This window comes from Brevibacillus parabrevis, assembly GCF_022701015.1.
Classification (GTDB): Bacteria; Bacillota; Bacilli; order Brevibacillales; family Brevibacillaceae; genus Brevibacillus; species Brevibacillus parabrevis.
On sequence record NZ_CP064090.1, the window covers coordinates 5,467,034 to 5,480,506 of the forward strand.

Consider the following 13,473-nt stretch of genomic DNA (forward strand, 5'->3'; position numbering starts at 1 on the left):
GGAGTGACGAGAGATGTACAAAAAGCTACTGGCCATCCCTGTGACGGCTGTTTTTCTGTTGCTTGCCGCATGCGGCGCGGGTTCCGGAGGGCAAACCGCAGACGGCTCGCCTGACGCAAAGCCGACCAGGTCCATTCAATATTTGGGCACTGCCTATAAAATTCCGGCGCGAACCAAACAAATCGCCTTTGTCGATTCGCGAAGCAGCTTTGAAGACTCGCTTTTGCTCGGCATACCGCCGTTCGCCGCAACGGTAGAAAAATCCGGCGCGTTCCCGCAGGAATACGCCTCGATTACGCAAAATACGCAAAAGCTCCCGGCAGACATCGTCGAGCGGATTGATGACCTGAAAGCTCTCTACCCGGACACTATCCTGACCTCTGACAAGACGCCTGCGGAAAAGCGCGCCACGCTGGAAAAGGCAGCGTCCGTGATCCCTATTTCCTCGAACGGAGCGCACTGGGAAGACAACCTGCGGCTTTTGGCTGAAGTGCGCGGCAAAGACGCAAACGTGGATGCGATTGTGAGCAAGGTAAGAACCAACATCGAAAATACGCGGGAAAAGCTTGCCCCGCTGAAGGATAAAAAGGTGTTGGCTGTCTGGTTCCACGAGGGCGCTTTTGTCGTCTCCCCGAAAAACGAACGGTACAACTATTTGCTCTACACCGATCTCGGGCTGGCGACACCAGACGTTGTAGAACAGGCAAAAGAGCCTGTATCGCTGACGCTTGAACAACTGGCCCAGACAGACCCCGATTATTTGTTTGTCATGGTCGACAAAAGCAGCGACCCCGGCGCAGAAGCTGCCTTTGAACAGTTGCAGCAAAAAAGCGAATGGAGCAACCTGCATGTGACCAAAGAGGGCCGCGTATACGTCAACGCCGTCAATCCGGGCTTGGCCGGGGGCACTGCCTACAGCAACCAGTCCTTCATGAACGCGATTTCCGCCCGCATGTTGAAATGATGTATAAAAGCACAAAATCGGACCATACTATACTTATCGAGCTCGGTGGTGTGTTTTCAAACAGGCTGTAGTCCCTAACGGAGGCGATGTGCCATGGATGATTTACACGATCACCTAGTGAGTAAGGAAAACCGCAACACTGCAATAAGCTTCTAACTTCACACTGGAGGTAGATGCGTCGCACGTGATGATCGGTAACACCTCAAAACTAGCGAGCTCGATATATGCCGTCTCCTTTTAGGAGGCGGTTTTATTTTGCCCATAAAAAAAAAACCTTCGCAGCAACTGCCAGCAAAGGTTTTTTCACGGACATATTTATTCTCCCAGATCAACGTTATGGTACACCTGTTGCACATCGTCCAGGTCTTCCAGCGCATCGATCATTTTTTCAAACTGGGCTTGCGCCTCTTCGTCCAGCGTTACTTCGTTTTGAGCGAGCATGGTCAGCTCCGCTACGGTAAACTCGGTAATGCCCGCTTTTTTCAGCGCTTCCTGTACAGCGTGGAACTGCTCAGGCTCGGCGTAGACGATGACAGCTCCGTCTTCGTCCAAAATGTCGCGCACATCGACTTCGGCTTCCATCAACAACTCAAGCACTTCCTCGGCGGTTTTGCCTTCGAGGCCGAACACCGCAGTCGGGTCGAACATGTAAGCGACAGATCCAGTCACGCCCATGTTTCCGCCGTTTTTGTTGAAAGCGGCGCGCACTTCAGACGCTGTGCGGTTTACGTTGTTGGTCAAGGCGTCCACGATCACCATCGAGCCGTTCGGGCCGAAGCCTTCATAACGCAGCTCGCTGTAGCTTTCTTCCGATCCGCCCTTGGCTTTCTCGATTGCGCGGTCAATAATCGCTTTCGGTACGCTGTATGTTTTGGCACGCTCCAGGACGACCTTCAGAGCGCGGTTCGACTCTGGGTCCGGCTCGCCTTGCTTCGCCGCTACATAAATTTCCTTCCCGAACTTGGCATATACGCGACTGGTGCTCGCATCCTTCGACGCTTTTTTCTCTTTGATATTGTTCCACTTACGACCCATAAATTCCCACTCTCTTTCAACGTCACAGATTGATTGCTTGCAAGACTCCGTAGTCCATTTTCACACTCAACTATTATACCTCAATCTCGTGTTTTTTTACGAGAAAATCATTTCGAAAAGTTCATCCGCCCCTTGTTGCGGACAACTCCTCCATCGGCTAAAAAAGCACAGCCCCCCTGGATGGAGAGCTGCGCCGTGTACGACTTGCTTTCTATTTTTTCGTCAAGCCTTCGTAGATTGTCTTAATATTCCACTCCATCATTTTGATGTACGTATCTCCATCTTCGCCTGGCTTGCCGAGCGAGTCGGTAAACACTTTTCCGACGATCGGCACGCCGGTTTCCCGGGATACCATCTCCATGCTGCGCGGGTCAATGCTCGTTTCCACGAACAGAGCCGGAATTTTTTTCGCGCGGATCGTATCGACTACCTGGCTGACTTGCTCAGGCGTTCCCTGGTTTTCCGAGTTGATTTCCCAAATGTAGGCGGCGTCGAAATCGTATGCTTCGCTGAAATATTTAAACGCTCCTTCGCTCGTTACGAGAACGCGCTGTTCACGCGGAATTTGATTGTATTGCTTGACTGCCTCTTCGTGCAAAGCGCGCAGCTTTTCGATGTACGCTTTTGCATTTTGCTCGTACGTGTCCTTGTGCGCCGGGTCGACTTTGATCAGTGCGTCTCTGGCATTTTCCGCGTACTTGATGCCGTTGCGCACATCCAGCCACGCATGCGGATCTTCTTCGCTCTCTTTGCCTTTTGTCGTCAAATGCTTGGCGGCTACGCCTTCACTCATGCGGAACACGGGTGCATCTTGTCCAGACTTGCCTGCTGTGTGCATCAGCTTTTCAAACCACGAGTTTCCTGCTTCCAGATTCAAGCCGTTGTAGAACACGGCATCGGCATCCGTCGTTTTTTGCACGTCGGCTGGCAACGGATCGTATTCGTGCGGGTTCGAGCCGACCGGAGCCAAGCTGTGAATTTCCACGCGATCTCCGCCCACATTTTTCACAATGTCATACAGAATCGAATACGTTGTCACTACGTGCAGCTTTTCATTTCCAGTTTTTACCTCTTGGTTGGAACTTTGCGGCGCACCGCACGCGGCGAGCAGGACGGATGAGATGAGAAAGACGAGAAACAGATTCCATTTTTTCATGACGAGTTCTCCTTTTATTTACTTCGAAAGCTCGGCTCTTTTTTGCCGCACTCGAATGGATTTCCATACAACTCCGTGCTTTTTCGAGAACAGGAAGGCCAGAAGGAACAAACCTGTCGCCACCATTACGATGGTTGCCCCCGAAGCCAGGTTGTAGGTAAAGCTGAAGTACAGGCCGATAATCGCTGAAATGACCCCGAAGCTCGCTGCCAGGAAAATCATCACCGACAGTCTGTCTGTCAGCAAATAGGCTGTCGCTGCGGGAGTAATCAGCATGGCGACCACCAGCACGATTCCCACGGTTTGCAGCGACGCTACGGTAACCATCGTCAGCAACGTCATCAGCAAATAGTGAATCAGATTGTTGCGCAGACCGTACGCCGCCGCAATCGTCGGATCGAAGGACGTCAGCAGCAGTTCCTTGAAAAACGCGTAGACGGTCACAATCACAATCACGCCGATCCCGACCGTCACCCACATGTCGGACGGTCGCACTGCCAGAACGTTCCCGAACAAAATGTGATACAGGTCCGTGCTGCTTTTCAGCATCGTAATCATGATGATTCCCAAGGCAAAAGCGGAAGTGAACAAAATCCCGATCGCCGTATCGTTTTTAATCCGGCTGTTTTGGCTGACATATCCGATCCCGATCGCTGTAAGCACCCCGGTGGCGACTGCGCCCAGGAAAAAGTTGATCCCGAAGGCATACGAGAGCGCCACCCCCGGCAAAACCGCGTGGGAGATGGCATCGCCCATCAACGACATCCCGCGCAAAATGATGAAGCTGCCAATGACCCCGCAAATGATTCCCACCACGACTGATGTAAACAATGCCTTTTGCAAAAAATCATATTGTCCGATCGCATGTAAAAATTCCATTACGCAGTTACCTCGGCCTTCTCCAGAAATTGCAGCTGATGCGCGTAAGCTTTGGACATGACTTCCCGGTTCAGCACCTCATCGACTGCTCCAAACTTGATCAGTTCCTTGTTCAAAAGCAGCAGCTGATCGAAATACGCATTCGCTTTGCTCAAGTCGTGGTGGACGACTACGATCGTTTTGTCCTGAAGCTGAAGCTCCTTCAAAATATGGATGATCGTCTCCTCGCTGGCGACGTCGATTCCGACAAATGGCTCGTCCAGAAGGAGCAATTCCGGTTTTTGCGCCAGTGCCCGGGCCAAAAATACGCGCTGCTGCTGCCCGCCTGACAACTCGCCGATCTGCCGCTTGGCGAAGTCCTCCAGTCCCACTTTTCGCAGGCACTCCATCGCCCACAACTTTTCCTTTTTTTTCGGAAATTTGAATAATCCGACGCTTGGATATGTTCCGATGAGAACCGTATCCATCACCGTGATCGGAAACGTCCAGTCGATTTGGCTTCGCTGCGGCACATAAGCGATTTTCTTGCGCACCTCGCTTACTTCTTTGCCGTAAAACAGGACGTCTCCCTTGTCTTTTCCGATCAACCCCAACATGGCTTTGATCATGGTCGATTTGCCTGCGCCGTTCGGGCCGATGATGCCCACCATGCTGCCCTGCTCAACCGCAAACGATACACCCTGCACGACCTCAACTCCAAAATAGGAAACGTGAAGCTCTCTGACTGACACAGCACTATTCATGAGATTCCCTCCAAAAATAATCAGTCGTTTTATTCTCGCTGTTGCGCTACATCATCCCCTCTGGTTGTCCCGACTCACTTATATATGCTTATACACAAAATTGTAGTTATTAACCAATAATATTCGCCATGGCAAAATAATATGCTTGTGTATAAAAATGTTTCCCTGATGCAAAATTTACTGGAAATCGTTCTCACTGTCAACCCTTAATTTCATTTTCTAGGAAATAAAGAAAAAGCACAGCCCGCATATCACGCGCTGTGCTCTTTGTTTATTCACTTTGTCATCTGTTGGTTACACCAGTTGCAGCGAAATGTATTTGACCTCCAAATATTCTTCGATTCCTTGGTGACTGCCTTCCCGGCCGAGACCGCTTTCCTTCATGCCGCCAAACGGTGCTTGCGCGACAGATGGCCCCCCGTCGTTTACCCCGACAATGCCGTATTCCAGATTTTCCGAGAACATGAATGCCCGCGTCAACGACTGGGTGAAAACGTAAGCCGCCAGTCCGTACGGTGTCGCATTCGCGCGTCTGATGACGTCCGCGTCGTCGGAGTACGTGCTAACAGGAGCAATCGGCCCGAACGTCTCCTCTTGCATGCAGAGCATTTCGTCTGTGACCTCCGAGAGCACAACAGGCTTCAGGAAATAGCCGACCGCACCTTCCAGCTCCGGATTGCCATGCAGCACAGCCCCTTTGGAGATAGCGTCGTCTACCTGCTGCCGGACTTTTTTGACCGCTCTGTCATCGATCAGCGGGCCGATCTCGACATGGTCCTCTGTCCCGACACCTACGCGCAGCGCTGCGACCGCTTCTGTCAGCCTTTGCAAAAATGGCTCTTTCACAGCCTCGTGCACATAAATCCGGTTGGCGCAAATGCACGTTTGCCCGGCGTTTCGGAATTTGGACTGGATCAAGCCTTTGACAGCCGCTTCGAGATTCGCGTCTTCTGCCACGATGAACGGCGCCAGACCGCCCAGCTCCAGAGACAGCTTTTTCACGGTGTCCGCCGCTTTTTTCATCAAGAGCTTGCCCACAGGCGTCGATCCGGTAAACGTCAGCTTTTTCACGCGAGAATCTTCCATCCAGACGTCGACCACTTCTCCCGCCCGCGAAGTAGTGACGATGTTGATCACACCTGCCGGGATGCCAGCCTCCTCGGCGCATTCCGCCAGCAACAGCGCCGTCAACGGCGTCTGTTCCGCTGGCTTGGCTACGGCCGTGCAGCCTGCGGCAAGCGCCGGAGCGAGCTTGCGCGCGATCATTGCCGCCGGAAAGTTCCACGGAGTAACCGCAGCCACGACACCGACAGGCTGCTTCTGGACGATGATCCGTTTGGAGACGGCAGACGACGGGATCGTCTCCCCGTAAATCCGCTTCGCTTCTTCCGCGTACCATTTGATGTAGCTGTTGGCATACTGCACCTCGCCCCGCGCTTCTGCAAGCGGCTTGCCCTGCTCCATCGTCATCACGTAGGCGATTTCATCGAGTCTGGCTTCAATGGCCTGATGCCAGCGCTCCAGAAGAGTGGCCCGCTCGTAAGCCGTCGTTTTCGACCAGCTTGCAAAAGCGGCTTGCGCGGCATCGACTGCCTGCTTCGCTTCTTCCGCACCTGCGTCCGGCACACTGCCAATCGTCGCGAGCGTCGCCGGATTTTGCACGATCATGCGCTTGTCAAGTGTCAGCCATGTTCCGTTCACGTAAATCCCTTTGTTCCACTCTTGTTGTTGTTTCACGCCGCTTTTTCCTCCTGTTCATTGGCTGTAAACAATTTCTCTTTTTCTCCGCGCAACCAATCTTTTCCATATAATAAAACGCACAGCAAAATTCCCGCGCCAAAAGCCATCGCTGCGCCTTTGATCACCAGAATGGCTCCGACGACTCCGGCGATCCCCAAATCGCGCTGGCTGCGCGCCTGCATCACGCCAATTCGCACGCTGACGTAGCCTTGCACGAGCAAGGTCAATGCCACTGCAACACCGAGAATCGGCTGAACGAGGCTGACGATCGGCAACAGCAGCAGACCTGTATTCGTTCCCCAGCGGAAAGAGCCTGCGCCCCCGAAAAAGGAGTTCATCGCCTGCTTGCCTTTTTTGAACCGCTCCACGACCACGACCTGCATCGCTGCCCACATCGGGCCGCACATCGTAATATCTGGTCCGATCAGGCTCATCAGCATGTTGCGTCCGCCAAAAATCATGTGCGCCCGGTCAGGATTGTAGTCGACTTTTTCATCGAGACGCACCTGGTCAGATTCGGATAACAGCGCTTTCGTTTTCAGCACATCGCCAAAGACGACAAGGTAAGTCGCGAACACCGCAGGAAGCGCCGTGATGAAAAAGGACAGCGCCGGCAGCCCCAAGCCGAAAACCGTATACTGCGACCAGAGCGTGGCGAAGTCCGGTTGGCTGAATCCCCACTGAATGTCCGGCCACTTCGCTTCCCCGAAGATCGGCGCTACGAATACCGCCAACAAAATCGCAGGCAAAATCCCCAAATTGCCGAGCAGCGCCCACAGCTTGCCTTTTTGCTTCAATCCTTCAAAATGCTTGGAAAATACGAGATAAAAGCAGAAACCGATACAAATCGCAATCGTGTACGGGAACAGGTCGAACTTCCCGCCTTTTTCAAAAATCGAGGTGATCGCGCCAATCCCCGCGCCGAGGATAATGCCTGATTTGATCGCGTTCGGCACGAAGTTGACTACCCGTTTGGCAAGCCCGGTGACGCCCAAAATAATCGATAGCAGCCCGAGCGTCAACTGGAAGGCAATCAGGGCGTACACCCGATCCGGCCCTTCGGGAAATTGCCCGACAAACAGCACGATCAACGGAATCGCAGGGGTAATCCAGCCCGGAATGACCGGATCGCCCAGCAAGTGGTGCAGCAAATACAAGAAGCCATTTAAAATGACGACAGCCAAGCCGACCTCAAACGGCATGCCAAGGTGATCGGCAAGCAACGTGATGGCGCCGAGATCGACGGCGCACATCAGCAATCCTTGCAAGTAATCAGGCCATTCAAAACGATAATGCACGAACGGCAGGCGAATTTTGAACGGGCCAGCCGGAATATACGGAGTCTCTGCACCATCTTTGCGTTGCTTCCACTTCATGTGATATCCCCCTCTTAGTAAGCTGCGCGATATATATCTTCTATGTCTTTTTTCCGCAAGGTGCGGGGATTGTTTTTCAAAAGCCGGGTCTGCTTCATCGCTTCTTCCGCCATCTCGGCAAGCGCTGTCTCAGGGATGTTGAACTCGCGCAACGACTGGGGAATTTCCACGTAACGGCACAGACGCGTCATCGCTTCGATCGCTTTTTCCGCCGCTTCATCCAGGCTCAGGCCAGTTGTATTTTCTCCGAGCGCCTGGGCGATGTCTCCCAGCTTTTCCAGGCAGGCGATCTTGTTCGTGCGCATCACGTAAGGCAAAAGCAGCGAGTTGCTAACGCCGTGCGCCATGTGGAAGCGTCCGCCGAGCGGGTAAGCCAGGGCATGTACAGCTCCTACCCCTGCATTTCCGAAGGCAAGACCCGCCATCAACGCGGCTGTAATCATGGCTTCGCGCGATTCGATGTTGTCCGGGGCCGCGTACGCTTTTGGCAGGTGAACGGCGATCAGCTTCATCGCACCAATCGCCAGCGCGTCCGTGACTGGGGAGGCAAACTTGGAAATATAAGCTTCCACTGCATGCACCAGCGCATCCACGCCGCTCGCAGCGGTAACACTCGGCGGGCACGTCAGCGTCATCATCGGCGAGACGATAGCCACATCCGGCAGCAAGTAAGGGCTTACAATTCCTTTTTTTACTTGCTCCTTCGTATCGGACAAAATCGAGATATTGGTCACTTCCGAGCCTGTTCCCGCCGTGGTCGGAATCGCGATCAGCGGCAAGCCCGGCTGCTTGACCAGATTCGTGCCAAAATACTGTTCGATGCTGCCCTCATTTGTCGCCATGACCGCAGCCGCTTTCGCAATGTCGATCGCGCTTCCTCCGCCGACCGCAATCAGCCCGTCGTAGCTTCCTGCGCGAATCATGCTGACACACAGGTCGACGATTTCGATTTCCGGCTCCGGATTGACGTCCGGGAAGATGCCTGCCTTCATCGGCAAAAGCTCCTCGACTTGCGCTACCACCCCGGCCTGAATCAAAATATGGTCGGTGACGATCAGCGGACGCTGCACCCCCAGACGGGCGACTTCCTCTGCAAGCAATGCCAGCGAATCGCGGCCTGTGACCAGCTTGTTCGCAGCAGCAAATGTAGAAATGTTCATGTTGTCACTCTCTCCCTTCTCTGTGCTGCCACTTAAAAGCAACTCTCGTGCCAAAGCCTTAAAATTCGCTGCACCCAACCTCGTTTGCTCCCGGCGAAATGGTAGATTTCCGCTCGCGAAACCACCTTTTCTCACATGTTCGTCACATTTTTCGCTCTCGCTTTGCCCGGAACAAAAAGCAACCGTTTTCATCCGATCACCGATCATGTTTCAAATCAAAATACATCATATTGATTTGTTTTCGAATCAAATTGTTGTTGATTCTTGCCATCTCCCTTGTTTGTTGGACTTCAATCGGTCAAAAATGTTTTATGCTTAAAATAGTCTGTCAATTGGCAATTTTCGTTTGACAAGCTATTTGGAATAATTTACTATCAAAAGAACGCATGCGAATATCTATCGCGGATGAATATTGCGGGAGAGACTAAACTTACCGTTTAGCACCGAAGGAGCAAATCCTGACCCCCAGGACAAATCTCTCAGGTAAAAGGACCGCAATGGGACGCATCTCTGGAGAGAGCCATTGGCCACCAAAGGAGTTAAACACTCTCAGGTAAAAGGACAGAGGAAAATAGGAACCAGCCTATTTTTCCCGTTCCTTTTTTTATTGGCGAAAAATAGGATTGCTGCTAGAAATCGCTGCGCTTTCAGGGGAACAGCCACATCCCCACTCGGGCAAACAAGGAGGGAGCAACCGGAAGCAAACAGCAAAAAATAAGGACTCACTGAAAAATGTAAGCGTTTTTTCCGTTGGAAGTAACTTAATGATGTATTTATTCTGTACAGCTATGTTACTATGAGAATTATAAAGAACCATAAACTTTTGTGAAGAAAAAGTCGTCGAGCAAGTAGTTGTCTTTCCAAGTAACTGTGCAGAATCAGACAGAGAGAAAGAGGGGGATCACATGGAACAACAAAAATTGGCGAGAGGTCTGAAAAACAGACACGTTCAACTCATCGCAATCGGTGGAGCCATTGGTACCGGACTATTTCTGGGTGCGGGAAAATCCATTCACCTCGCCGGGCCATCCATTTTGTTTGCGTACCTGATTACTGGGATTATTTGCTTTTTGATCATGCGCTCGCTCGGTGAACTTCTCCTGAGCAACCTGAACTATCATTCCTTCGTCGACTTCGTAAAAGACTACCTCGGAAACATGGCTGCGTTCGTCACAGGCTGGACGTATTGGTTTTGCTGGATTTCGATTGCCATGGCCGATTTGACGGCTGTCGGCTTGTACACACAGTATTGGTTTCCGGGAGTGCCGCAATGGATGCCGGGGTTGATTGCCCTCGTAATTTTACTTTTCATGAACTTGGCAACCGTGAAGCTGTTCGGAGAAATGGAGTTTTGGTTCGCGCTGGTAAAAGTCATCGCGATTCTCGCCTTGATCGTCGTCGGTATCGTCATGATCGTCAAAGGCTTCTCCACCAACTCCGGCGCTTCCAGCTTCACGAACTTGTGGAGCCATGGCGGGATGTTCCCGAACGGAATCAACGGCTTCTTACTTTCGTTCCAGATGGTCGTCTTCGCGTTCGTCGGCATTGAGCTGGTCGGGCTGACTGCCGGAGAGACAGAAAATCCTGAGCGCGTCATTCCAAAAGCGATCAACAACATTCCGATCCGCGTCTTGCTGTTCTATGTCGGTGCGCTGATCGTGATTATGAGCATCTACCCATGGAGTGCGATCGTTCCGACAGAAAGCCCGTTCGTGCAAGTGTTTGCCGCAATCGGAATTGCTGCCGCTGCGGGAATCGTCAACTTTGTCGTACTGACCTCCGCCGCTTCGGCATGTAACAGCGCCGTCTTCAGTACAAGCCGAATGGTCTACTCTTTGGGCAGAGAACAAAACGCGCCTGCGGCCATGACCAAGCTCACGACTCGCCAAGTTCCTGCCAATGCCCTGTTCTTCTCTACCGTCGTCATTCTCATCGCCGTTGTATTGAACTACATCATGCCAGAAGGCGTCTTCACGCTGATCACGAGTGTCTCGACGGTTTGCTTCCTGTTCATCTGGGGCATTACGGTCATTTGCCACCTGAAATACCGCAAGACAAGACCAGAGCTGGCAGCGCAAAACAAATTCAAAATGCCGCTCTATCCGTTTGCCAATTACTTGATTCTCGCTTTTCTCGCGTTCATTCTCGTCGTGCTCGCACTTGCTGAAGACACGCGCGTTGCCTTGTTCATCACACCTGTCTGGTTCATCATGCTCGTGGTGATTTACAAGCTGCGCAAAGCGAAAGTCGATCAGGTCAAAATTGCCGAAAACTCGTAAGCGGTAAGCGACACAACCAAAAACCACATTCATGAACGAATGTGGCTACATGAGTAAAACAAACATCCCGCGATGGCGTCAGGCGCTCGCGGGATGTTTTCCTATTCGTTCAACTCCGGTTCGCTGCCGATGTGCAGCTGCCACTTTTTCATCTTCTGGACGAGCGCACTTTGGCTGATCCCAAGCGCTTCCGCTGCCAGTCTGGTCGTCCGGTGCGTCTGGATCGCTTGGCTGATCATGCTGCGCTCCAGTCGTGCCACCGCATCGCGCAACGACGTCGGCTCCGCTTGCGGAAACACCTGTTGCAAAAAGCCGGGCAAATCTCCCACGTCAATCGTGTTGTGAAAAGTCGTGACAACCAGCCGCTCGACCAGGTTCGCCAGCTCCCGGATGTTCCCCGGCCAACTGTAGTTGGTCAGCCACTCGTAGCACTCCAGCGTCATCGTTTTTTGCTCGTTGTACTTTTCGTTGAATTTTTCCAGATAGGACTCAAGCAGCGGGACAATCTCTTCCCGGCGCTGCCGCAGCGGTGGAACCTCGAAAGTGACGATGTTCAGCCGATAGTACAAATCCTCGCGGAACAACCCTTCCCGCACCAGCGTTGCCAAATCCCGATGAGTCGCCGTGATGATCCGCACATCTACATGTCGCACTTGCGTGGAGCCGACGCGCATGAATTTGCTTTCCTCCACGACCTTCAACAGCTTGACTTGCAGCTCCAGCGGCAAATCGCCAATCTCGTCGAGAAAAAGCGTACCGCGATGGGCGCTTTCCAAAATGCCGACCTTGCCTTGCTTGAGCGCTCCCGTAAACGCACCCGGCTCGTAGCCAAACAGCTCAGCCTCCACCAGATGGCCCGGGATTGCCGCGCAGTTCAACTCCATAAAAATTTCGTTGGCTCGACTGCTCCTGGCGTGGATGTATTTCGCAATCATGCTTTTCCCTACACCCGTCTCGCCCTGCAACAAAATTTTTGCATCTGTCTTGGCGACCTTGTCAGCCAGGCGGAAAAGCGAGCGCGTTGCTGGCCCGAGCACAACATCTTCCAGCCCCATCTGATCGGCAGGAGGCACATCGCTTTGCAGCAGCTTTTGACTATCCAGCTCGTGCTTCAAGCGAATCAGCTCGGTGATGTCCCGGACACTGCTGATGATGTATAAAATCTCGCCTGCGGACGACAGCACAGGCGTCGCGGAAACGATGATTTTGCGGCTGTTGCGTATCGTCTGGATCAGCGTCACGGGCCTTCGCGTGCGGATCGTCTCCAGCGAAGCGGACACGGAGATCATGCCTTGCTTGATCAAATCGCCCATATGCTTGCCGATGACCTCTTCTTCGCGAATCCCGGTAATGCGCTGGTACGCCTGGTTGATGAACAAAGTAATGCCCGCTCCGTCTGTAATGTACACGCCGTCATACAGCGCATTGAACACGATTTGGCAGATCGGACTCTCGAAAAAAGCGTGAAGCTGCGCCTGCGAGCTTGCCTGCCGCTTTCGGTCCGGCAAGCTCACTTCCGGCACCACGTACTCGACAATCGGCCGCGTCAATTCCCCGCGATGAATCGCATGGGCGATCGCTTCTACCGTCAAATAGCCGATAAATTCGTCTTCTTCACTGTATACTTCCTGCACTTCGTTCCGGTCTGGCGTAAAATGGGCGACGGCTTCCTCGACCGTCATCGTTGGACGCAATGGATGCATGTGCGATTCTCTCCCGGATGTCATGACCTGATCTCGCTCTCTTCAAATGGTTCCAATATTCCTTCGATCTTTATTCCTTGCTTGCGTTTGAGAAAAGCCATAAAAGGAAAATAAGAAATAAGACTGATAACCGCGGCGCCAAAAGTATAGACGATGACAGTGCCTGCCGCATTCGCCAGGCCAGCAAGCAAGCTGTCCCACATGCCGCTTGCTCCTGAATGTCCCTCTGTGGCACGCATCAAAAACAGAAAAAGCAGTTGAACAAGTCCGATCAAGAGACCCAGTGAAAAACCGGCTCCCACACATAGTTTGAGGTAGGAAGATATTTTCAAGTATTTCACTTTCCATACGGTGTACATGACTGTCACCCCTTCCTCTCTATTTTACTAGATGAATCGGGAGCAAGCCGCGCTTTTTCCGGAAGATTTTGAGATTTGT

11 protein-coding genes and 2 riboswitches are annotated in these 13,473 nt (G+C 52.5%); of the genes, 2 read left to right on the forward strand and 9 right to left on the reverse strand.

Translation table 11 applies throughout. The annotated features are described in order from the left end of the window. Positions 1-13: 13 nt before the first annotated feature. Positions 14-964, forward strand: coding sequence for an ABC transporter substrate-binding protein (locus tag IRJ17_RS25145; protein ID WP_173596132.1), 951 nt, complete (start codon positions 14-16; stop codon positions 962-964). Positions 965-1,279: 315 nt separating this feature from the next. Here IRJ17_RS25145 and IRJ17_RS25150 read toward each other — a convergent pair whose 3' ends face one another. The 7 genes from IRJ17_RS25150 to IRJ17_RS25180 all read right to left on the reverse strand — a co-directional run bounded on the left by IRJ17_RS25150 (position 1,280) and on the right by IRJ17_RS25180 (position 9,053). After that, entirely contained in the window at positions 1,280-1,999 is a 720-nt protein-coding gene (locus tag IRJ17_RS25150; protein ID WP_122963004.1) for a YebC/PmpR family DNA-binding transcriptional regulator, read from the reverse strand. 211 nt (positions 2,000-2,210) lie between these two features. Beyond that, a complete protein-coding gene (locus tag IRJ17_RS25155; protein WP_173596131.1) occupies positions 2,211-3,155 on the reverse strand; it encodes a metal ABC transporter substrate-binding protein in 945 nt (314 codons plus the stop codon). An 18-nt stretch (positions 3,156-3,173) separates the two neighbouring features. Then, positions 3,174-4,034 (reverse strand): metal ABC transporter permease, encoded by an 861-nt coding sequence (locus tag IRJ17_RS25160; RefSeq protein WP_173596130.1) that lies wholly within the window; start codon positions 4,032-4,034, stop codon positions 3,174-3,176. After that, positions 4,034-4,777, reverse strand: a complete 744-nt coding sequence (locus tag IRJ17_RS25165) for a metal ABC transporter ATP-binding protein (RefSeq protein ID WP_122963002.1) — start codon at positions 4,775-4,777, stop codon at positions 4,034-4,036. The genes IRJ17_RS25160 and IRJ17_RS25165 overlap by 1 nt, the downstream gene beginning before the upstream one ends. Positions 4,778-5,071: 294 nt before the next feature. Further along, the gene (locus IRJ17_RS25170; protein ID WP_167470242.1) at positions 5,072-6,445 is read right to left on the reverse strand and encodes an NAD-dependent succinate-semialdehyde dehydrogenase; all 1,374 of its coding nucleotides are present in this window, start codon (positions 6,443-6,445) and stop codon (positions 5,072-5,074) included. A gap of 65 nt (positions 6,446-6,510) precedes the next feature. Then, the gene (locus IRJ17_RS25175; protein ID WP_122963000.1) at positions 6,511-7,893 is read right to left on the reverse strand and encodes a hypothetical protein; all 1,383 of its coding nucleotides are present in this window, start codon (positions 7,891-7,893) and stop codon (positions 6,511-6,513) included. Positions 7,894-7,907: 14 nt separating this feature from the next. Then, positions 7,908-9,053, reverse strand: a complete 1,146-nt coding sequence (locus tag IRJ17_RS25180; RefSeq protein ID WP_122962999.1) for an iron-containing alcohol dehydrogenase — start codon at positions 9,051-9,053, stop codon at positions 7,908-7,910. A gap of 405 nt (positions 9,054-9,458) precedes the next feature. Beyond that, positions 9,459-9,558, forward strand: a riboswitch (glycine riboswitch). Positions 9,559-9,561: 3 nt separating this feature from the next. After that, positions 9,562-9,620: riboswitch (glycine riboswitch) on the forward strand. A 338-nt stretch (positions 9,621-9,958) separates the two neighbouring features. Here IRJ17_RS25180 and IRJ17_RS25185 point away from each other — a divergent pair. Then, positions 9,959-11,332 (forward strand): amino acid permease, encoded by a 1,374-nt coding sequence (locus tag IRJ17_RS25185; RefSeq protein WP_122962998.1) that lies wholly within the window; start codon positions 9,959-9,961, stop codon positions 11,330-11,332. A 101-nt stretch (positions 11,333-11,433) separates the two neighbouring features. On the opposite strand, the gene IRJ17_RS25190 is transcribed toward IRJ17_RS25185, so the two are convergent. Next, positions 11,434-13,035 (reverse strand): sigma-54 interaction domain-containing protein, encoded by a 1,602-nt coding sequence (locus IRJ17_RS25190; protein WP_122962997.1) that lies wholly within the window; start codon positions 13,033-13,035, stop codon positions 11,434-11,436. Positions 13,036-13,055: 20 nt separating this feature from the next. Next, positions 13,056-13,394, reverse strand: a complete 339-nt coding sequence (locus IRJ17_RS25195) for a hypothetical protein (RefSeq protein ID WP_122962996.1) — start codon at positions 13,392-13,394, stop codon at positions 13,056-13,058. Positions 13,395-13,473: the final 79 nt, after the last annotated feature.

Bases quoted from the DNA above. Each gene is read 5' to 3' on its own strand.
- IRJ17_RS25145 (WP_173596132.1), top strand. From the start codon at position 14: ATGTACAAAAAGCTACTGGCCATCCCTGTGACGGCTGTTTTTCTGTTG.
- IRJ17_RS25150 (WP_122963004.1), bottom strand. From the start codon at position 1,999: ATGGGTCGTAAGTGGAACAATATCAAAGAGAAAAAAGCGTCGAAGGAT.
- IRJ17_RS25155 (WP_173596131.1), bottom strand. From the start codon at position 3,155: ATGAAAAAATGGAATCTGTTTCTCGTCTTTCTCATCTCATCCGTCCTG.
- IRJ17_RS25160 (WP_173596130.1), bottom strand. From the start codon at position 4,034: ATGGAATTTTTACATGCGATCGGACAATATGATTTTTTGCAAAAGGCA.
- IRJ17_RS25165 (WP_122963002.1), bottom strand. From the start codon at position 4,777: ATGAATAGTGCTGTGTCAGTCAGAGAGCTTCACGTTTCCTATTTTGGA.
- IRJ17_RS25170 (WP_167470242.1), bottom strand. From the start codon at position 6,445: ATGATCGTGCAAAATCCGGCGACGCTCGCGACGATTGGCAGTGTGCCG.
- IRJ17_RS25175 (WP_122963000.1), bottom strand. From the start codon at position 7,893: ATGAAGTGGAAGCAACGCAAAGATGGTGCAGAGACTCCGTATATTCCG.
- IRJ17_RS25180 (WP_122962999.1), bottom strand. From the start codon at position 9,053: ATGAACATTTCTACATTTGCTGCTGCGAACAAGCTGGTCACAGGCCGC.
- IRJ17_RS25185 (WP_122962998.1), top strand. From the start codon at position 9,959: ATGGAACAACAAAAATTGGCGAGAGGTCTGAAAAACAGACACGTTCAA.
- IRJ17_RS25190 (WP_122962997.1), bottom strand. From the start codon at position 13,035: ATGCATCCATTGCGTCCAACGATGACGGTCGAGGAAGCCGTCGCCCAT.
- IRJ17_RS25195 (WP_122962996.1), bottom strand. From the start codon at position 13,394: ATGTACACCGTATGGAAAGTGAAATACTTGAAAATATCTTCCTACCTC.